Annotated in this window: 24 protein-coding genes; 17 read left to right on the forward strand and 7 right to left on the reverse strand. The window is 35.1% G+C overall.

Annotated elements, in window-relative coordinates:
* Nucleotides 1-147: 147 nt before the first annotated feature.
* The 10 genes from Q0Q99_RS02720 to Q0Q99_RS02765 all read left to right on the forward strand — a co-directional run bounded on the left by Q0Q99_RS02720 (nucleotide 148) and on the right by Q0Q99_RS02765 (nucleotide 5,927).
* A complete protein-coding gene (locus Q0Q99_RS02720; RefSeq protein ID WP_293891068.1) occupies nucleotides 148-669 on the forward strand; it encodes a hypothetical protein in 522 nt (173 codons plus the stop codon).
* A gap of 150 nt (nucleotides 670-819) precedes the next feature.
* Nucleotides 820-1,590 carry a 3'-5' exonuclease gene (locus tag Q0Q99_RS02725; RefSeq protein WP_293891071.1) on the forward strand — a complete coding sequence of 257 codons (771 nt, stop codon included), beginning with the start codon at nucleotides 820-822 and terminating at the stop codon, nucleotides 1,588-1,590.
* A gap of 74 nt (nucleotides 1,591-1,664) precedes the next feature.
* Nucleotides 1,665-2,276: a fumarylacetoacetate hydrolase family protein gene (locus Q0Q99_RS02730; RefSeq protein WP_293891074.1), complete on the forward strand. Its 612-nt coding sequence runs from the start codon at nucleotides 1,665-1,667 to the stop codon at nucleotides 2,274-2,276.
* Nucleotides 2,276-2,620: an Hpt domain-containing protein gene (locus Q0Q99_RS02735; RefSeq protein WP_293891077.1), complete on the forward strand. Its 345-nt coding sequence runs from the start codon at nucleotides 2,276-2,278 to the stop codon at nucleotides 2,618-2,620. Before Q0Q99_RS02730 ends, Q0Q99_RS02735 begins: the two co-directional genes overlap by 1 nt.
* Nucleotides 2,621-2,755: 135 nt before the next feature.
* Complete coding sequence (locus Q0Q99_RS02740; RefSeq protein ID WP_293891080.1) at nucleotides 2,756-4,009, forward strand: CinA family nicotinamide mononucleotide deamidase-related protein; 1,254 nt, start codon at nucleotides 2,756-2,758, stop codon at nucleotides 4,007-4,009.
* 72 nt (nucleotides 4,010-4,081) lie between these two features.
* The gene (gene rpmB / locus Q0Q99_RS02745; protein ID WP_121313180.1) at nucleotides 4,082-4,318 is read left to right on the forward strand and encodes a 50S ribosomal protein L28; all 237 of its coding nucleotides are present in this window, start codon (nucleotides 4,082-4,084) and stop codon (nucleotides 4,316-4,318) included.
* Between the two features lie 26 nt (nucleotides 4,319-4,344).
* Entirely contained in the window at nucleotides 4,345-4,527 is a 183-nt protein-coding gene (rpmG, locus tag Q0Q99_RS02750) for a 50S ribosomal protein L33 (protein WP_293891083.1), read from the forward strand.
* Between the two features lie 21 nt (nucleotides 4,528-4,548).
* On the forward strand, nucleotides 4,549-4,701 hold the full coding sequence (locus Q0Q99_RS02755) for a DUF4295 domain-containing protein (RefSeq protein ID WP_293891086.1): 153 nt from the start codon (nucleotides 4,549-4,551) through the stop codon (nucleotides 4,699-4,701).
* An 83-nt stretch (nucleotides 4,702-4,784) separates the two neighbouring features.
* Nucleotides 4,785-5,738 (forward strand): signal recognition particle-docking protein FtsY, encoded by a 954-nt coding sequence (gene ftsY, locus Q0Q99_RS02760; RefSeq protein WP_293891089.1) that lies wholly within the window; start codon nucleotides 4,785-4,787, stop codon nucleotides 5,736-5,738.
* A 6-nt stretch (nucleotides 5,739-5,744) separates the two neighbouring features.
* On the forward strand, nucleotides 5,745-5,927 hold the full coding sequence (locus tag Q0Q99_RS02765; RefSeq protein WP_293891092.1) for a hypothetical protein: 183 nt from the start codon (nucleotides 5,745-5,747) through the stop codon (nucleotides 5,925-5,927).
* On the opposite strand, the gene Q0Q99_RS02770 is transcribed toward Q0Q99_RS02765, so the two are convergent.
* Nucleotides 5,928-7,007 carry a serine hydrolase gene (locus Q0Q99_RS02770; protein ID WP_293891095.1) on the reverse strand — a complete coding sequence of 360 codons (1,080 nt, stop codon included), beginning with the start codon at nucleotides 7,005-7,007 and terminating at the stop codon, nucleotides 5,928-5,930.
* Nucleotides 7,008-7,132: 125 nt separating this feature from the next.
* On the opposite strand from Q0Q99_RS02770, the gene Q0Q99_RS02775 reads away from it, so the two are divergent.
* Both Q0Q99_RS02775 and Q0Q99_RS02780 read left to right on the forward strand, forming a co-directional pair.
* Complete coding sequence (locus tag Q0Q99_RS02775) at nucleotides 7,133-7,549, forward strand: lipocalin family protein (RefSeq protein ID WP_293891098.1); 417 nt, start codon at nucleotides 7,133-7,135, stop codon at nucleotides 7,547-7,549.
* Nucleotides 7,549-7,845: a DUF721 domain-containing protein gene (locus tag Q0Q99_RS02780; protein WP_293891101.1), complete on the forward strand. Its 297-nt coding sequence runs from the start codon at nucleotides 7,549-7,551 to the stop codon at nucleotides 7,843-7,845. Before Q0Q99_RS02775 ends, Q0Q99_RS02780 begins: the two co-directional genes overlap by 1 nt.
* On the opposite strand, the gene Q0Q99_RS02785 is transcribed toward Q0Q99_RS02780, so the two are convergent.
* Complete coding sequence (locus Q0Q99_RS02785; protein ID WP_293891104.1) at nucleotides 7,842-8,285, reverse strand: DUF4268 domain-containing protein; 444 nt, start codon at nucleotides 8,283-8,285, stop codon at nucleotides 7,842-7,844. The two genes, Q0Q99_RS02780 and Q0Q99_RS02785, sit on opposite strands and share 4 nt — an antisense overlap.
* 65 nt (nucleotides 8,286-8,350) lie before the next feature.
* Here Q0Q99_RS02785 and Q0Q99_RS02790 point away from each other — a divergent pair, with 65 nt between their 5' ends.
* The 4 genes from Q0Q99_RS02790 (at nucleotide 8,351) to Q0Q99_RS02805 (ending at nucleotide 12,073) form a co-directional block, all read left to right on the forward strand.
* On the forward strand, nucleotides 8,351-8,989 hold the full coding sequence (locus tag Q0Q99_RS02790) for a CoA pyrophosphatase (protein WP_293891107.1): 639 nt from the start codon (nucleotides 8,351-8,353) through the stop codon (nucleotides 8,987-8,989).
* Nucleotides 8,990-9,060: 71 nt separating this feature from the next.
* Entirely contained in the window at nucleotides 9,061-9,888 is an 828-nt protein-coding gene (locus tag Q0Q99_RS02795) for a 1-acyl-sn-glycerol-3-phosphate acyltransferase (protein ID WP_293891110.1), read from the forward strand.
* Between the two features lie 101 nt (nucleotides 9,889-9,989).
* Nucleotides 9,990-11,009: a fibrobacter succinogenes major paralogous domain-containing protein gene (locus Q0Q99_RS02800; protein WP_293891113.1), complete on the forward strand. Its 1,020-nt coding sequence runs from the start codon at nucleotides 9,990-9,992 to the stop codon at nucleotides 11,007-11,009.
* Nucleotides 11,010-11,110: 101 nt separating this feature from the next.
* Nucleotides 11,111-12,073, forward strand: coding sequence for a lipid A deacylase LpxR family protein (locus tag Q0Q99_RS02805; protein ID WP_293891116.1), 963 nt, complete (start codon nucleotides 11,111-11,113; stop codon nucleotides 12,071-12,073).
* A 31-nt stretch (nucleotides 12,074-12,104) separates the two neighbouring features.
* On the opposite strand, the gene Q0Q99_RS02810 is transcribed toward Q0Q99_RS02805, so the two are convergent.
* Together Q0Q99_RS02810 and Q0Q99_RS02815 are read right to left on the reverse strand one after the other, a co-directional pair.
* Nucleotides 12,105-12,743, reverse strand: a complete 639-nt coding sequence (locus Q0Q99_RS02810; protein WP_293891119.1) for a hypothetical protein — start codon at nucleotides 12,741-12,743, stop codon at nucleotides 12,105-12,107.
* 5 nt (nucleotides 12,744-12,748) lie between these two features.
* On the reverse strand, nucleotides 12,749-13,243 hold the full coding sequence (locus Q0Q99_RS02815; protein WP_293891122.1) for a sigma-70 family RNA polymerase sigma factor: 495 nt from the start codon (nucleotides 13,241-13,243) through the stop codon (nucleotides 12,749-12,751).
* Nucleotides 13,244-13,337: 94 nt separating this feature from the next.
* Here Q0Q99_RS02815 and Q0Q99_RS02820 point away from each other — a divergent pair, with 94 nt between their 5' ends.
* Entirely contained in the window at nucleotides 13,338-14,192 is an 855-nt protein-coding gene (locus Q0Q99_RS02820) for a S1-like domain-containing RNA-binding protein (protein WP_293891125.1), read from the forward strand.
* Here Q0Q99_RS02820 and Q0Q99_RS02825 read toward each other — a convergent pair whose 3' ends face one another.
* From Q0Q99_RS02825 to Q0Q99_RS02835, 3 genes are all read right to left on the reverse strand, one after another.
* The gene (locus tag Q0Q99_RS02825; protein ID WP_293891128.1) at nucleotides 14,193-15,428 is read right to left on the reverse strand and encodes a serine hydrolase; all 1,236 of its coding nucleotides are present in this window, start codon (nucleotides 15,426-15,428) and stop codon (nucleotides 14,193-14,195) included.
* A 146-nt stretch (nucleotides 15,429-15,574) separates the two neighbouring features.
* Nucleotides 15,575-16,369 carry an energy transducer TonB gene (locus Q0Q99_RS02830; RefSeq protein ID WP_293891131.1) on the reverse strand — a complete coding sequence of 265 codons (795 nt, stop codon included), beginning with the start codon at nucleotides 16,367-16,369 and terminating at the stop codon, nucleotides 15,575-15,577.
* Nucleotides 16,370-16,572: 203 nt separating this feature from the next.
* Nucleotides 16,573-17,052: sigma-70 family RNA polymerase sigma factor (locus Q0Q99_RS02835; protein ID WP_293891134.1), on the reverse strand; the 480-nt coding region annotated here is incomplete at its 5' end.

A 17,052-nucleotide genomic window follows, 5' to 3' on the forward strand; every position in this document is an offset into this window, starting at 1 on the left:
TCTAAAACTCTTAAATAATTTTTAACTATATTTGACATGAATATTGGTTTGTTTTGCGACTTCAAGATACTGAATTTCAGTATCTTGACCAATATTTAATCAATTTATTTTTACTTTAAATAATTACACCCAACGGGTTTAATCATTATGAAAAAACTAGCTATCTGTGTACTTTTCTTATTAACATTTTGTATTTCATTTGCGCAAGAAATAAAGACTACAATTGTAGTAGATTCTGCTCAGGCAAAAATCGAATCGAGCAAAGTTGCAAATGACGAAAAAAAATCACAACTCAAATCGGACATTCACGATCAAAAAGAAATCGTTAAAGATCAAAAAAGAATTGATGACAGAGTAACTGATGAGCGAAGAGAATTAGCAAAAACCCAAAAAAGACTTAAAAAAGAACAAAAGCAAGTTCAAAAGGAAAACAGAATAATTGCAAATAATAATGATAAACTGAACGATGCCAGGAAAACTGAAATAAAACTAAATCAAAAATTAATAAATGCAAACAAAGATTTAATTAAACTTCAGGAGAAATTTGAAAATGAAAAAAATAAAGGAAAATTGACTGCAGTTGAAAGTAGTGAATTTGAAGTTAAGATTACAAAAAAACAACTTGAAGTTAAGAAAATAGAGGAAGACATTTCAAATTTAAAAAAGTAATGAATATTGTTTAATTAAATAAAATAGTTTCTCAGTATAGTACTGCTATTCAATCCCGAGCTAAAAAATTGGGATTTTTTTATATAAAAAAAGTAAATAATCGACCAACGGTAAGGGCAATATTTTATATTTGTCGACTAACTTTTTACAATGGAATTAAAACTCACGCGGCCTATTTGTTTTTTTGATTTGGAAACTACAGGTATTGAGGTTGCCAAAGACAGGATAGTAGAAATCTCAGTATTTAAAGTATTTCCCAACGGAAACAAAGAAAGCAAAACCTGGCTGGTGAATCCAACTATTCCAATTCCTTCATTTGCTACCGCTGTGCATGGAATTACGAATGAAAAAATAGCCAACGAACCAACGTTTAAGGAACTTGCGGGGCAAATCTATGCAATGATTAAGGATTCCGATTTGGCTGGATTTAATTCAGACCGGTTTGATATTCCACTTTTAGCAGAAGAATTACTACGTGCCGAAGTTGATTTTGATATGAAAAACAGAGTTTCTGTTGATATACAAACCATCTTTCACAAAAAAGAAGAAAGAACATTGAGCGCTGCTTATAAGTTTTATTGCAATCAAAGTCTGGAAAATGCTCATAGTGCGGAAGCGGATACAATGGCGACTTACGAAATTTTAAAAGCACAACTTGACAGATACAAAGATTTGGAAAACGATATGAAAACACTTTCTGAATTTACAACCCGAAAAAAATCAGTTGATTTTGCCGGATTCATTGCGTTTAATCCGGAAGGGCAAGAAATCTTCACTTTCGGAAAACATAAAGGCGCCTTGGTTGATGAGGTTTTAGATAAAGAACCAGGTTATTTTGGTTGGATACAAAACGCTGACTTTCCTTTGTATACCAAGAAAGTTTTGACAGCAATTAAGTTAAGGAAATTAAATACAAAATAGTTTCGGTTGTCAGTTTTCGGTACTATTATAAATTACAAAACAGATAACAGGTAACAGGTAACAGAAATCAGAAAATGAAAATAATCTGCATCGGAAGAAATTATGTCAATCACATTGCGGAACTCGGTAACGAGCGTCCGGATGAACCAGTTATTTTCATGAAACCCGACACCGCTATTTTGCCTAAGAAAACGCCTTTTACCATTCCCGAATTCAGTAACGACGTTCATCACGAAGTGGAAATTTTGGTAAAAATATCAAAAGTCGGAAAGTATATCGACACCAAGTTTGCCCATAAATACTATGATGAAATAGGCTTGGGAATCGATTTTACGGCAAGAGATGTTCAGAACAAGTTGAAAGAAAAAGGTTTACCGTGGGAAAAAGCAAAAGCTTTTGATGGTTCAGCGATGATAAGTGACTTTCATCCAAAAAATCAATTTAATTCAACAGAAAATATTACTTTTGAATTGCAGAATAATGGCATAACTGTTCAGAAAGGCAATACAAGTCATATGCTGTGGAAAATAGACGAAATAATTTCACACATTTCGCATTTTTTTACGCTTAAAAAAGGCGATATTATTTTTACCGGGACACCCGAAGGCGTTGCCAAAGTGTCACCAAACGATATTCTTGAAGGATTTATAGAAAACAAAAAAGTACTAAGATTACATATAAAATAATGGCAATAAATTATAACCTAGCAAAAGTTTACGCGCTTTCAGACAATGATCCTGAATTCGTAATGCAAATCATAACCCTGTTTGTTACAGAAGTTCCTGAAGACTTAAAACAAATCGATTTAGGCATCAAAACAAAAGACCACAAATTGGCTTACAGCTATGCCCACAAAATCAAACCAAGCTTGGATTTAATGGGAATGACTGTGGCATTTGAAGAAATCCTGCAAGTAGAAGCGTGGACAAAGGCGGAAGGCAAACGCAAAGAAATCGTTGATACTTTTGCAAGTATCGAAAGTCAAGTAGAAAAAGCAGTAAAAGAAATCAAAAAAGATTTCGAATTGTAGATAAGGAGCGATTGGTTCGGGAGTTATCAGTAATGGCAGTTCCCGCTTTTCATTCTATCTCGCTTCCAGCGAGGATGCCATTACAATCGGGGCTAACAGGTTTCAACATTCTTTCTGTAAACAAAAAAAAACTTCATGAAGGCGACTATTGTTACTATCGGTGACGAAATCCTGATCGGACAAATTGTCGATACCAATTCGGGTTATATTGCAAAAGCATTGGACAAAATTGGTGTTCAGACTACCGAAATGCTTTCCATATCGGATGATAAGCAGCACATTCTAAAAACATTTTCGGCACTTCAAAACCAAGTCGATTTTGTTATCATCACAGGCGGTCTCGGACCAACAAAAGATGATATTACCAAACATGCTTTTTGTGAATATTTTGACGATGCTTTAGTTGTTAATCAAGCTGTTTTAGCTCATGTTACTGAAATGATTGAAGGGTTTTATAAACGTCCAATTACACAATTGAACAAAGACCAGGCTCTTGTTCCGTCTAAATGTGAAGTGCTCTTCAACAAAATGGGAACAGCACCGGGAATGTGGATGAAGAAGGAAAACACGGTTTATATTTCGTTGCCCGGAGTTCCATATGAAATGAAATACATAATCGAAAACGAAATCATTCCAAAGATTGTCACCGAATACAAACGCCCTTACATTATCCATAAAACCATACTTACTTATGGCCAGGGCGAAAGCCTAATAGCGGAGCGATTGGAAAGCTGGGAAAATAATTTACCACAATTTATCAAATTGGCTTATCTGCCAAATCCAGGAAGAGTACGTTTACGGTTAACGGCTCGTGGCGAAAATAAAGAAGTTTTAGAAAAAACCATTGGGGAAAATGTACAGTCATTAACGAAAATCATAGGAGATATTATCGTTGGTTTTGATGAAGATGAAACCATAGAAGTTATTATTGGAAGATTGCTTCGTCAACAAGGCAAAACAATAGCAACTGCTGAAAGTTGTACAGGCGGAAAAATTGCCCAAATGCTCACATCAGCTTCCGGTGCTTCTGATTATTTTCGCGGAAGCGTGGTAAGTTATGCAACGGAAACTAAAATTTCTGTGCTTGATGTTAATCCTAAAACTATTGAAAAGTTTTCTGTTGTAAGTGCAGAAGTTGCGGAGGAAATGGCATTAGGAATTCAAAAATTAATGAAAACAGATTACGCCATTGCTACAACAGGAAACGCCGGACCAACGAAAGGTGACGCTGATGCAGAAGTTGGAACTGTTTTTATTGCATTGGCAACACCTACAAGCTTTTTTGTTGAAGAATTTAATTTTGGACAACCACGTGAAAAAGTGATAGATAGAACGGCAAATAAAGCATTGGAAATAATGCAGAAAGAAATTTTAAAAAATCTGCAATAATAATTTTGCTTCTACCATATATTTTTCATAAGTTTGCACCCTCGAATTGAATAACGATAAAAGATAAGCATAATGTCAAGAGTTTGTGACCTTACAGGTAAAAGAGCGATGGTAGGAAATAATGTTTCTCACGCTATGAACAAAACTAAGAGAAAATTTTCTGTAAACTTAGTTAAAAAACGTTTCTATCTTGCTGAAGAAGACAGATGGATTACTCTAAGAGTAGCTGCGTCTACAATTAAAACAATCAACAAAAATGGATTGGCTGCTGTTTTGAAAAAAGCAAAAGTTGAAGGATTTATTAAATAATTCCATACCAGTAAAAATAAAGTAAGATGGCAAAGAAAGGTAATAGAATACAAGTAATTTTAGAATGTACTGAACATAAAGGAACTGGTCTTCCAGGAACGTCCCGTTACATTACAAACAAAAACAAAAAAAATACTCCGGACAGATTAGAGATTAAAAAATTTAATCCAATCTTAAAGAAAATGACTGTTCACAAAGAGATTAAATAATTTTCAAATACTATTTGAATCATGGCAAAGAAAACCGTAGCAACCCTGCAAACAGCTTCTAAAAGATTATCAAAAGCTATCAAAATGGTAAAATCTCCAAAAACTGGAGCTTACACATTCGTTGAAAGCATTATGTCACCAGAAGAAGTGGATAGTTTCTTAAAAAAGAAATAATTCAAAACAACTCTATATCTAAGCTACTTTCGTTCGGGAGTAGCTTTTTTATTTTTATATTTGTCCAAAATTTTCCCTAAACAATGAGTTTTTTCAAAAGAATATTTTCCTCCGAAAAAAAAGAAACGCTAGACAAAGGTCTTGAACAAACTAAAACCACTTTTTTTTCAAAACTAACTAAAGCTGTAGCTGGAAAATCAAAAGTTGATGATGAAGTTCTGGACAACCTTGAGGAAGTGTTGGTTTCTTCAGATGTCGGTGTTACTACTACCCTAAAAATCATAAAGCGAATTGAAGAACGTGTTTCCAATGATAAGTACATGGGAACAGATGAACTGAATCTAATTCTTCGCGAAGAAATTGCCGGACTTTTATCGGAAACCAAATCGGGAGAAGAAACAGAGTTTACCATTCCCGCCAATAAAAAACCATATGTTATCATGGTTGTTGGTGTTAATGGTGTTGGAAAAACGACTACAATTGGAAAGTTGGCGTACCAATTAAAAAAATCAGGTTATAAAGTTGTTCTTGGCGCTGCCGATACGTTTCGTGCTGCAGCGATTGACCAATTGCAGATTTGGGCTGATAGAGTAGGTGTACCAATTGTAAAACAACAAATGGGAAGTGATCCTGCTTCGGTTGCTTTTGATACATTACAAAGCGCGGTTACCCAAAATGCCGATGTTGTCATTATAGATACTGCCGGTCGTTTGCACAACAAAGTAAATTTGATGAATGAACTAACCAAAGTAAAACGCGTAATGCAAAAAGTGCTTGATGACGCCCCACATGATGTGTTATTGGTTTTGGATGGCTCTACGGGACAAAATGCTTTTGAACAAGCGACTCAATTTACTGCAGCGACTGAAGTTTCGTGCCTTGCGGTTACTAAACTAGACGGAACAGCCAAAGGCGGCGTTGTTATAGGAATTTCAGACCAGTTTCAAATACCGGTAAAATATATTGGAGTAGGTGAAGGTATTGAAGACTTGCAGGTTTTTAATAAATTTGAATTTGTAGATTCGTTTTTTAAATAAAATATTATGGAGAAAGTTGTATCTTTTTTTAAGGAATCATCCTTTTTAAAACTAGTAGCTATTAGCATTGGAATTGCTGTGCTGACTGTATTTATTGAAAAGCCATTGCCAAGTATTTTCCTTGGCTTGCGATTGTTTTCTTTTTTATTATTCGTTTACGCCGTAATCAGATATATCAGCAGAAAATAATTACTGATATAAAGCACTAATTTTTGTCCAAAGCGTTTCGTCAAAATCCGACAATGCTAGGTTTTGGCTGTCAGCGGCATCTCCCATCCTGATAACTACCATTTTTTTACTCGGAATAACATAAATTTTCTGGTCATTTTTCCCCAACGCCATAAACATATCGATTGGCGCTGTTGGAATAATACTTCCATTGAGTTCTAACTGACTTTGTGGTAAATGATAACTCGCTTTGCCATTCAGCCACCATAAATAACCATATGAAAGATTAATATTTTGTGATGTGGTTGTAGCCTGATTTAAATAAGTTTCGTTAACTATTTGTGTCCCATTCCATTTTCCTTTGTTCAATGCCATCAATCCAAAACGCGCCATGCTTCTTGTTGTACTCCAATACACAACATTATTCCCGGATTGAATCCAAGTTCCGGTCATACCTAATTTATCTCGCAAACCCGTATTATAATAAGAAGTCCAAGTTTGTCCCGAAGCAGCGGCAATAACATCCTGCAATTTGACATATACATTGCTGTAAGCCCAACGTGTTCCGGCATCAGCTTTATAGTTTAGGGTTGACGGCGTAACATCATCGCTGTAAACACCATTTACATAATCATCAATTCCGGAAGTCATTGTTAGTAAATGCCTGTTGGTTATCAGATTTTCCTTTGCCAAAGTTTCATTTGTCCATCCCGTTCCAATATAATCTGAAACTTTATCGTTGATGCTCAAAAAACCATCCTGTTGCGCAATTCCGGACATGGTTCCCGTTAATGTTTTTCCCGCACTTGCCCAATACCAAGGCGTCGTGGCACTGTGTCCATTGAAATAATTTTCCATGACAATTCTTCCATTAACTAAAATGATAAATGATTTAGAATGTTTTAGTTCCAAATAATCTAATAAAGGTTGCACAGCGCTTTGTTTCCAATTTAAATCCGCTATAGATTTGGTTACCCAAGTTGTGCTTCCATCATTTGGCGGAAAATACATTTGTTCTTCAACAACAGGATTTGAAGACGAATCAGAACTGCAATTAGAAAGGAAGAGTAAAAAGAAATAAAGGAGGTATATTTTTTTCATTTTGAAGAAATTTGTCTTTGGACTTTAAAGATATAAAATAGTTTAATGTTCATAATATTAAGACCATTTTTTATGACTTTGTAAATTTAAAATTAAATTTGTCATTCATCAATTTGATTTTAACCATGAAAAAAATAAGTATATTTTTTTTTGCTTTGCTACTGATTTCGTGTCATTCTAATGTGCAGCAGGAAGACATTGCTAAGCTCAATGGCTATTGGGAAATCAAACAGGTTAAATTCTCAACCGGTAAAACCAAGGATTATAAAGTAAATGAAACTATTGATTATTTTGAGTTAAAGGACAATCACGGTTTTCGTCAAAAAGTAATGCCACAGTTCGATGGAAAATTCCAAACCAATGGCATAAAAGAAAACATTAAATTGGTAGAAAATGACAATACTTTCTTCATTGAATACAATGCAAAATTTGGCAAATGGAAAGAAGAAATCATAAGCATTGAAGACTCAACTTTGGTCTTAAAAAACAAAGATAATTTAGAATACACCTATAAAAAATTTAAACCATTCTCATTCAAATAATGGCAAGACGATTAAGTAATGAAGGCACTATTGGCGATGTTTTAAAAGAGTTTATTGAAAAAAATAAACTCCAGGCAGGCATGGACAAAATTGACGTTCAGGAAGCCTGGAAACTGCTTATGGGAAATGGTGTCAACAGTTATACTAAAGAAGTGGTTTTAAAAGGAACCACACTTTATGTTTCATTGACTTCAGCAGTGTTGCGTGAGGAATTGAGTTATGGTAAACAGAAAATTATCAAAATGATAAACGAAGAAATCGGTAAGGAAGTTATAAAAGATGTAATCTTACGTTAGATATTGATTTCTAAATCTTTAATATAGTTTTCATACTCGTAGAAGAAAAGCTCAAACTGTGCCATCGTCTCATTAAAGAAGGCAAAAATATCCGCCCAATTATTTTTATTATTCAGGCTGACACCTAATTTTTCTATCCAGATTCTACTAATAATTTTGCCATTTTCGAGATAAAAATTCCGCTCCAAAATTGCTTCCGGAAGATACTCTTCGAGCAGAATGGTTTTTAAGGATTCTATTTTTTCAAAATAAATTTTTCGCTTTTCGGCTTCTTTGGGTTCAATATCCAATAGCACCTGAGCCTTTTTATTGTCGATGTAAAACTTAAAAGTTACATCTTTAATTTTTGTATCATACAGCAACCACTTTCTGGGATATACAGTTGCAAATGCCGTCCAGAATTCTTTTTTTATGAGTGCGGCTTCTTGTTTGCTGTACATTTTAATTGGGTAAAATTTGTATAATTTGATTTTTGAGGTAACTTTATATTCCTAAACTAATCAAGATGCGTTTCGACGAGTTCTTAAAATATGCGCCAAAAGTACTAAATGTTGAGCTTCCAGCTATGAATGCTCATAAAAAAATGGTTCCACCAAACAGGGAAGAACTTCTCAAAAATATTGATTTCAGCAAAGTCAACCCCAAAAAAGCCGCCGTAATGATGCTTTTTTACCCAAAAAAAATGCAAACCCATTTGGCTTTGATACTCAGAGCTTCCTATAACGGCGTGCACTCGTCCCAGATTGCCTTTCCGGGTGGAAAAGTTGAAATGGAAGATTCTGACTTACAACAGACAGCATTACGGGAAACCCATGAGGAAATCGGTGTGCACCCCAATATAATTAACGTAATTCGAGCCTTTACCGAAGTCTATATTCCACCAAGTAATTATATGGTTTATCCTTTTTTTGGCTACAGCCATGATGAATTATCTTTTGAATTGCAGGAAGATGAAGTGGCTGGCATTGTGGAGTTGCCGCTAAAAGACTTTTTGGATGATGCTATTATTGTAACCAATACCATGAAGACATCCTATGCAGGTAGCATTGAAGTACCAGGGTTCCAAATAGAAGAACATTTCATTTGGGGAGCAACTGCCATGATGCTGAGTGAATTAAAAGAAACACTGAAATTGGTTTTATAAATTATTACTTTTTGTATAGATTTGCCTCCCGATTCCGAAGCTTCGGGAACGTGCCTAATAAAAATTGAATTATGGGTTTATTTAAGAGAAATCCTTTTGGCCATATACTTTTTATCAAAAAATGGTTAATCCGAATTTTTGGTGCCATTACCCACAGAAGATACAGAGGTTTTAACGAATTAAAAATTGACGGTTCCGAAATTATAAAAACCTTACCCGATAAAAACGTACTCTTTATTTCAAATCACCAGACCTATTTTGCTGATGTTGTAGCTATGTTCCATGTTTTTAATGCCAGTCTTTCGGGAAGACAGGATACCATTAAAAACGTATGCTATTTGTGGCAACCGAAGATGAATATTTATTATGTTGCCGCTAGTGAAACTATGAAATCCGGTTTATTACCGCGTATTCTGTCGTATGTTGGTTCTATTTCTGTAGAAAGAACATGGCGTGCGGGTGGAAAAGACGTAAACGAAAAACGCGAAGTGAATCCAAATGACACTGAAAATATCAGAATTGCACTCGAAGATGGTTGGGTAATTACGTTTCCGCAAGGCACAACCAAATCCTTTAAACCGGTACGAAAAGGAACGGCACACATTATCAAACAATATAAACCCGTTGTGGTTCCGATTGTGATTGATGGTTTTCGTCGTTCGTTTGACAAAAAAGGTTTGCGAATGAAAAAGAAAAATATCCTGCAATCCTTCATCATCAAAGAACCACTGGTGATAGATTATGAAAACGAAACCATTGAGCAGATTGTAGAAAAAATAGAATATGCCATTGAGCAACATCCTTCATTTCTCAAAGTAATTCCTGTCGAAGAAATTGAAGAACAGGAACGAATGAACAAGCTTAGGGAATGGCATGTAGATAAAAACGAGGTAACATAAGTTTGGATTTTTTAATTTGTGATATTCCAAAAAGCTAAAAAAATGTTGCCGTAACTTACTACAAATTTTATTATATTTGCTTTCAATTAAATTTAAATAACATGAAAAAAATCCTAATTTTTTCTTTGGTTTCATTACTATTTATAAGCTGTAGCAGCAATAGTGAAAGCGGCGGTGAAGTAATTGTAGCGCCTGTTTTTACTGCACAGACAAAATCGGTTGCTAGTATTGGCCACGAATCAGCTAATGTTTTTGGGGTTATTAGTCCATCGTTTGTTTCAACAACTACTGCTTATGGAATATGTTATGGTTTGAATCCAGATCCAACGATTAATGGATCATTTATAGCAGGAGCAAACATTATTCCTGCCACAGGAGGTTTTTCATGCCAATTAACATCGCTTGCGCACAATACAAACTATTACGTGAGAGCCTTTGGAACAACTTCAAGTGGAACAACTTATGGTGATCAGCTAGTTTTTTCTACATTAAATCAACTTTATGTTAATGGAGGAACTGTTATTGATATAGATGGAAATAATTATACAACTGTTGTAATTAATGGAAAACAATGGATGCAGGAAAATCTGAACGTAAGTAAATATAGAAATGGAGATGTTATCCCCGAAGTTACTAATATGACTGATTGGGATGCTTTGACAACCGGAGCATGGTGTTACTATGAGAATGATACTGCAAATGGTCCTGTTTATGGCAAATTATATAATTGGTATGCTATTAATGACCCAAGAGGATTAGCGCCAACAGGTTGGCACATACCAACCGATGTAGAATGGTCATCATTAACTACTTTCTTAGGCGGAACAAGTGCTGCAGGAATTAAAATGAGAGACATTGGAGATTTATGGTCAACTTCAGCTGTGTTAGCAACAAATCAAGCTGGATTTAGTGCGCTTCCTGGCGGATATGGTTATTTAACACACACATACGCACCGCCAGATCAACCATTTGATAGTATAGGTGATGTTGCCTTTTGGTGGAGTGCTACTTCGTTAAATACAAATACAGCTTATAGTTTGAATGTTAATCTTAACAACTCTGTGACCAGAAGTTCTATCCTAAAGAAATCAGCTCTTTCGGTTCGTTGTGTTAGGTATTAAATGCTTACGAAATATCAAAAAGAGAAATCCCGACTTAGTTTCGGGATTTTTTATTACAAAAGATGTAAAACCCGTCACGTTCTATTTCCGTAGATGGAAGTATGAAAAAATCAAGATTATTCCCTTTTCTTTTATTACTTTTTGCTTTCTCCCTTTCTGCCCAGAAAATTGATAACACAGCTTCATTCCGCGACTTAAAATCACCGCGTTATTTTCGATTCAATTATGACAATGATTATTTTGCTTCCGAAGACAAGGATTATACCCAAGGCTATAATTTTGAGCTGGCATCGCCGGGAATACGACACAATCCTATTAACAACTTATTACTGAAACCATTTCACAGCGAAATTCAATATGGAATTTCGATTGAGCATATTGGATTTACACCCAATAATATTAAAAGTCCGGATATTCAATTTGGCGACAGGCCATTTGCCGCTTCAATTATGCTAAAAAGTTTTGCCGTAGCAACGGACACGCTGCATAATTCCCGATTGGTATCGGTATTGAATATTGGACTTATTGGTCCGGGTGCATTTGGTAAGGAGATGCAGGTTGCGATTCATAGAGCTACCGGAAATACTATTCCGGAAGGATGGCAAAATCAAATTAAAAATGATATTGTACTCAATTATGAACTAAGTTATGAAAAACAGGTGGTGCGCTACAGGAATTTATTTTCGTTGCAAACCAATTCTACTTTGCGTCTTGGCACTTTGTTTACGAATGCATCACTAGGTTTCAACACTACATTCGGATTCATAAATTCACCTTTTAAATTATTGAAAGCTAAAAAAAGAGTTGCGTTATATGGTTATGCACAGCCGTTATTAAATGTTATTGGTTATGATGCGACATTGCAGGGAGGATTATTTAATCATAAAAGCCCATATACCATTGCAGATAGTGATGTTGAACGATTTACCGCTCAACTCAATTATGGTCTTGTATTGCAAACCCGAACGCTTTATTTTGAATATTCGCGCGTAACTATTACGAAGGAGTTTGCCACTGGAGCCAACAGTAAATGGGGTGGAATTAAAATGGGGTTTCTTTTTTAGAAATATAAAAAGTCCCTTTCGGGACTTTCATTTACAAATCTATTTTCTTTAATTCTTTGTAATTAGTATTCAGTTTTCGGAGTAAGATACCGTATAATAATCTGTAAAACAACCAAAACAAACCAACAAAAACAGCAATAGTCAAAAGCATTATGCCAACTGTAAAACATAAAGTATGATAATTGGTTTCATTTGCTATTTTGTCTTTTAGCATTTCCATTTTTGGATTATAGGCAAAAGCAATAATAAAACCGGCAATAAGACTTACGACAATCATCGCCAAGTTATACCAAACATAATATTTCACTGTTTTTCGGGTTCTTAAGATATCCTTCATCAATTGTTTGGTTGAGACTGTGGTTGAAATCTTGATATAGTTTTTATAAAAACTGTAGATAAAAAACAGAATCACAGCATAGTTAATAAAATTCAAGGCTTTGAAATACACTATCATATTTTCAGCATGAAGTTTTTTCATATATTCATCAGTGTTGTAAATAACACTTATCGCTGTCCAAAATAAAACCTCAATGATGCTAATTATCAGAATCCATTTTACAATAGATGATGAGTTCTTATGCAGCATTTTATAAATTTCACCTTCAGAAACTTGTTCGAATGAATGGCTGTCTTTTTGCCACGCTTTTTTTAATAAATCCAACTCTTCCATAATCCTTAGGGATTTAATATTTTTTTTAATTTTCCTTTAATTCGGTTCATTTTTACTCGGGCATTTACTTCGCTAATACCGAGTGTTTCGGATATTTCAGTATAATTTTTGTCTTCCAAATACAGAAACACAAGTGCTTTTTCAATATCATTCAGTTGCTGTACCGCCTGATACATCAACTTGATTTGTTCTTCTTCTTCAAAGTTGTATTCTTCTTGTGATAAGAAATGTTTTTGACCTTCATAGCTAGTGGTAGCAACAGATCGGGTGCTTTTTCTATAGAGCGTAATGGCGGTGTTAAGTGCCACACGATAAGCCCAGGTTGAGAATTTAGATTCACCTCTAAATTTCGGGAATGCTTTCCATAGCTGAATGGTAATTTCCTGAAACAAATCTTTATGTGCATCTTCATCATTGGTATACAACCTACATATCTTATGGATAATGTTTTGATTGTCCTTTAACTGTTTTACAAATAAGGGTTCTAAGTTGTCACTCATAGTTTCGTTAGTACAAAAAGCGCGGGTTTTGTTACATTGACAAAACTACATATTTTAAAATGCAAATTCAAACTTCTAATTTCCTTATCTTTGCATGCAAAATCGACAAGCATACACGATGAATATAGGGCATTATAATACACTCAAAATTGATAGGGAAACTAAAGTTGGACTTTTTTTAACCGATGGAAAAGACGATGTCTTGCTGCCTGTTAAATATGTTCCGAAGGATTATGCTATTGGTGATGAGTTGATTGTTTTTGTCTATCTCGACCATGAAGAAAGACCCGTGGCCACAACCTTGGAACCTTATATACTGATGGATGAATTCGGATTGCTTCGTGTGAATTATGTTAATAATATTGGCGCTTTTTTAGATTGGGGTTTGGAGAAAGACATTCTTGTTCCTTTTAAAGAACAGGCGAGGCCTATGGAAAAAGGAAAGCGATATTTAGTCTTTGCTTACATTGATGAAAAGACAAACCGAATCGTAGCTTCAAGCAAAACCAATCAGTTTTTGAACAATGAAAATTTGACGGTTACTGTCGGCGACGAAGTCGATTTAATCATTTCACATATTACAGACGTTGGCATTAATGTAATCATCAACGATATCCATAAAGGGTTATTATACAAAGACCAAGTATACGATGATATCCGAACCGGAGATAGAATGAGTGGTTATATAAAAGCTATTCGCCCTGATAATAAAATAGATGTTTCATTGCAAAAATTAGGATATCAAAATATTGAACCCAACGCGGAGAAAATTCTGGACGAATTAAGGGCGAGCAGGGGATTTTTACGATTGAACGACAACAGTCATCCGGAAGATATAAAAACGGTATTAAAGATGAGTAAAAAAACCTTCAAGAAAGCCGTTGGTTCACTCTACAAAGACAAACTTATCGAGATTAAAGACGACGGAATTTATTTGGTCAAGGAATAGCTATTGCCCAAGAAGTTCCTGAAGTTCCTGTTCGGTTGGAACCGGAGTTTCAATTTCTGTTTTCTTTTTATAAAAAAGACTGCTTACCATACTCAAAGTAGAATATGGCCTATTTGAATATTTATTTCCTAAACACACAACAGTAACAGTATCTTTTTTCACAGGTACAAATGAGGTATTGTTGCCATGCCACCAACCGTTGTGATAAATCATTTTTTCTTTATTTGGCGGTAAAAAACGCATACGCATTCCCAAACCATAATCTTTGATTGGATTTGAAACATTGCCCGCACTGTAACCAAAATAGGCTTCCTGCAAAAGTTCAGGTTTGATAAAATTAGGCGAATAGGTTCCCAAATCAAACTTTACTAAATCTCTTGGTGTAGAATAAATATTTTTATCGCCATACAAAGCATCGAACTGATCCCAAGGAAAAATGGTGCTTCCCCTATAAGATTTGGAAGCGGTTTCCCGATCCGTTTCATAATTGAAAACATACGTATTCGTCATGCCCAACGGTTTGAAAACCAACTGGTCCATGGCCTGACGATAGTTTAATCCGGTTGCTTTTTCGATGATTAAAGCTAAGATTACATAATTCGTATTACAATAATCAAAATGAGTATCATTTGGAGTTTTTAACCTGAATTTATTTTGAGCAAGCAAATCCAAAACATCCTGGTTGGAAAGTAGCTTCTTTTTGTTCCATCTTTTTTTCATCAATCCGGGAAAGTTTGCATAATGCTGCAAACCACTTCTATGATTGAGTAACGTTCTTATCGTAGTTTCCTTATAAGGAAATTTGGGAAGCCAATCGGTTACTTTTTGATCCAGCATAATATTGTCTTGCTGCACCAATCTCAATATCGCGGTACAAGTCAAAACCTTACTGACTGAAGCGAGGTGAATAGGAGTAGAGGCAGTAATTTTTTCACCAGTTCGGACATTCGCATATCCTTTATAATCTTCGTAAAGCACACGACCATTTTTTACGACAATAAATCCGCCGCTGTAAAAAGGTGAATTGATATTTTTATTGTAAAATGAATCGATATAATGTCGTTTTTCGGCAATGTATGCTTCACTAACCTTTCCCATTTTTATAGGAAACGGAGAATTTACATGCAGGCTGTCTTCGAAATCCCACGGAGATGAACCGACAATATTCCGATCCGTTTTCGGAATGGAAAAGTACAATAACGTTGATAAAAGGAAAGTAATTTGGGCAATCTTCATAATTGCAATAATACCGATATTTGGTCAAAATAAAAACCTTAGTTTCTTAAAGTTTTAATTAGTTATCAAAAAATATAAACCTGACAGGTTTTTTAATACCGATCAGGTTCAAGGGCAAAAAAGAGAAAAATACTAACCTTAATTTTCTAAAGCGCCACTTTAATCGGAAGTGTATATAGCGTTCTCATTTTATCTCCGTCTTTATAACCTGGTGACCATTTTATTCTTAGTGATTTCAATACGCGAATAGCTTCTCTTTCCATATTTTTATCGGAGCTTCTAAGTACTTTAATAGAACTCATTGAGCCATCTTTTTCTATGACAAAAGACATAATCACACTAATGGCATCCATGCTTTCACCAACATCGGGTTTTTCAAAATTATTCCCTACATATTCGTAGAATTTTTTTATCCCACCAGGATATTCGGGAAGGCGATCTAATTCGCTTGGTGATACGGGGCCTTTTTCAATAATTGGAAGCGCAACGGTTACGGCCGGACCTTCATTACCCTTACTTGGTATGTCAGATCCAACTCCTGGAGTTGTATTCTGATTCGTTGTAAAATTGTCGTTTGTTGGAACGTCCACTGCAAGTGGAGTAGCCGCTACAACCAAATGGGAAAGGTTAGGTGTGGGCTCAGCGGGACTTGGATGACTTGGTTGTGAATGTTTTGGTTTTGGTTCAGGCAATTGGCCTAAATTAACAGGTGTAATTGGATCATCAATTGGAATTAATGGAACGTCGGTTGACATTTTGTCAATAGAAGTTAAAAGGATGCCAATACTCAACAGAGAAAAAAGAAAAAGAATGCCCCCGAAAAAGGCAAATAATGTAATTCTGGGATTTTCCTGGCGTAACTGATACGCGCCATAAGCTTTGTTTTTGTCTTCGAAAACTAGATCTATCCAGTTTTTTTCATAAATACTAACGTTTGACATGGTTAAATGGTTTTAAGTTAAGTACCTATGTTACATAAGCGGAGGTTTATATTGTATAACGAAGAAAAGTATTAAATAGTATGTAATTACTGAATTATTTTCATAAAAACATAAAAATATTGCTGTATTACTATTGCAGAATTTTTGAAACAGGGTAGGTTGCAGCCGCCACCTGATATTAAAAGTGGGCAGGTTGATGTAGATTATTTTTTGCTTTCGATGATTTCCGCCAGGAGTTTTTTGGCTCGAAGCAATTTTATTTTAACATTGCTCAAAGGCTCATTGAGCTGTTCGGCAATTTCCTGGTAACTCATTTCCTGAAAATACCTAAGTTGAATAACTTCCTGATAATGCGGTTTCAATTCCTTGATGAACTGTAATAAACGGGACAGGTTTTGTTCGGTTATCAAGGCATCTTCTATTGAAGGTGACGTATCCGCCACATTATACGCCTGCTGGTCTTCTTCATCTGTAATCTGGACAAAAACGTTCGATTTCTTTTTGCGAAGCATGTCAATATGTACATTTTTGGCAATGGCAATCAACCAGGTATTAAATTGAAATTCGGGGTTGTAGGTTGCGATTTTATCAAATGCTTTCGAAAAAGTCTCAATAGCGATATCTTCAGCATCAGTTTCGTTTTCCGTACGCTTAAGCATAAAGCCGTACACTTCATTCCAGTA

Source organism: Flavobacterium sp. (assembly GCF_025352425.1).
In the GTDB taxonomy this organism is placed as follows: Bacteria; Bacteroidota; Bacteroidia; order Flavobacteriales; family Flavobacteriaceae; genus Flavobacterium.

What these genes read in the sequence shown, in the direction of transcription:
- Q0Q99_RS02720 (WP_293891068.1), top strand. Translation starts at nt 148, where the DNA reads ATGAAAAAACTAGCTATCTGTGTACTTTTCTTATTAACATTTTGTATT.
- Q0Q99_RS02725 (WP_293891071.1), top strand. Translation starts at nt 820, where the DNA reads ATGGAATTAAAACTCACGCGGCCTATTTGTTTTTTTGATTTGGAAACT.
- Q0Q99_RS02730 (WP_293891074.1), top strand. Translation starts at nt 1,665, where the DNA reads ATGAAAATAATCTGCATCGGAAGAAATTATGTCAATCACATTGCGGAA.
- Q0Q99_RS02735 (WP_293891077.1), top strand. Translation starts at nt 2,276, where the DNA reads ATGGCAATAAATTATAACCTAGCAAAAGTTTACGCGCTTTCAGACAAT.
- Q0Q99_RS02740 (WP_293891080.1), top strand. Translation starts at nt 2,756, where the DNA reads ATGAAGGCGACTATTGTTACTATCGGTGACGAAATCCTGATCGGACAA.
- rpmB (WP_121313180.1), top strand. Translation starts at nt 4,082, where the DNA reads ATGTCAAGAGTTTGTGACCTTACAGGTAAAAGAGCGATGGTAGGAAAT.
- rpmG (WP_293891083.1), top strand. Translation starts at nt 4,345, where the DNA reads ATGGCAAAGAAAGGTAATAGAATACAAGTAATTTTAGAATGTACTGAA.
- Q0Q99_RS02755 (WP_293891086.1), top strand. Translation starts at nt 4,549, where the DNA reads ATGGCAAAGAAAACCGTAGCAACCCTGCAAACAGCTTCTAAAAGATTA.
- ftsY (WP_293891089.1), top strand. Translation starts at nt 4,785, where the DNA reads ATGAGTTTTTTCAAAAGAATATTTTCCTCCGAAAAAAAAGAAACGCTA.
- Q0Q99_RS02765 (WP_293891092.1), top strand. Translation starts at nt 5,745, where the DNA reads ATGGAGAAAGTTGTATCTTTTTTTAAGGAATCATCCTTTTTAAAACTA.
- Q0Q99_RS02770 (WP_293891095.1), bottom strand. Translation starts at nt 7,007, where the DNA reads ATGAAAAAAATATACCTCCTTTATTTCTTTTTACTCTTCCTTTCTAAT.
- Q0Q99_RS02775 (WP_293891098.1), top strand. Translation starts at nt 7,133, where the DNA reads ATGAAAAAAATAAGTATATTTTTTTTTGCTTTGCTACTGATTTCGTGT.
- Q0Q99_RS02780 (WP_293891101.1), top strand. Translation starts at nt 7,549, where the DNA reads ATGGCAAGACGATTAAGTAATGAAGGCACTATTGGCGATGTTTTAAAA.
- Q0Q99_RS02785 (WP_293891104.1), bottom strand. Translation starts at nt 8,285, where the DNA reads ATGTACAGCAAACAAGAAGCCGCACTCATAAAAAAAGAATTCTGGACG.
- Q0Q99_RS02790 (WP_293891107.1), top strand. Translation starts at nt 8,351, where the DNA reads ATGCGTTTCGACGAGTTCTTAAAATATGCGCCAAAAGTACTAAATGTT.
- Q0Q99_RS02795 (WP_293891110.1), top strand. Translation starts at nt 9,061, where the DNA reads ATGGGTTTATTTAAGAGAAATCCTTTTGGCCATATACTTTTTATCAAA.
- Q0Q99_RS02800 (WP_293891113.1), top strand. Translation starts at nt 9,990, where the DNA reads ATGAAAAAAATCCTAATTTTTTCTTTGGTTTCATTACTATTTATAAGC.
- Q0Q99_RS02805 (WP_293891116.1), top strand. Translation starts at nt 11,111, where the DNA reads ATGAAAAAATCAAGATTATTCCCTTTTCTTTTATTACTTTTTGCTTTC.
- Q0Q99_RS02810 (WP_293891119.1), bottom strand. Translation starts at nt 12,743, where the DNA reads ATGGAAGAGTTGGATTTATTAAAAAAAGCGTGGCAAAAAGACAGCCAT.
- Q0Q99_RS02815 (WP_293891122.1), bottom strand. Translation starts at nt 13,243, where the DNA reads ATGAGTGACAACTTAGAACCCTTATTTGTAAAACAGTTAAAGGACAAT.
- Q0Q99_RS02820 (WP_293891125.1), top strand. Translation starts at nt 13,338, where the DNA reads ATGCAAAATCGACAAGCATACACGATGAATATAGGGCATTATAATACA.
- Q0Q99_RS02825 (WP_293891128.1), bottom strand. Translation starts at nt 15,428, where the DNA reads ATGAAGATTGCCCAAATTACTTTCCTTTTATCAACGTTATTGTACTTT.
- Q0Q99_RS02830 (WP_293891131.1), bottom strand. Translation starts at nt 16,369, where the DNA reads ATGTCAAACGTTAGTATTTATGAAAAAAACTGGATAGATCTAGTTTTC.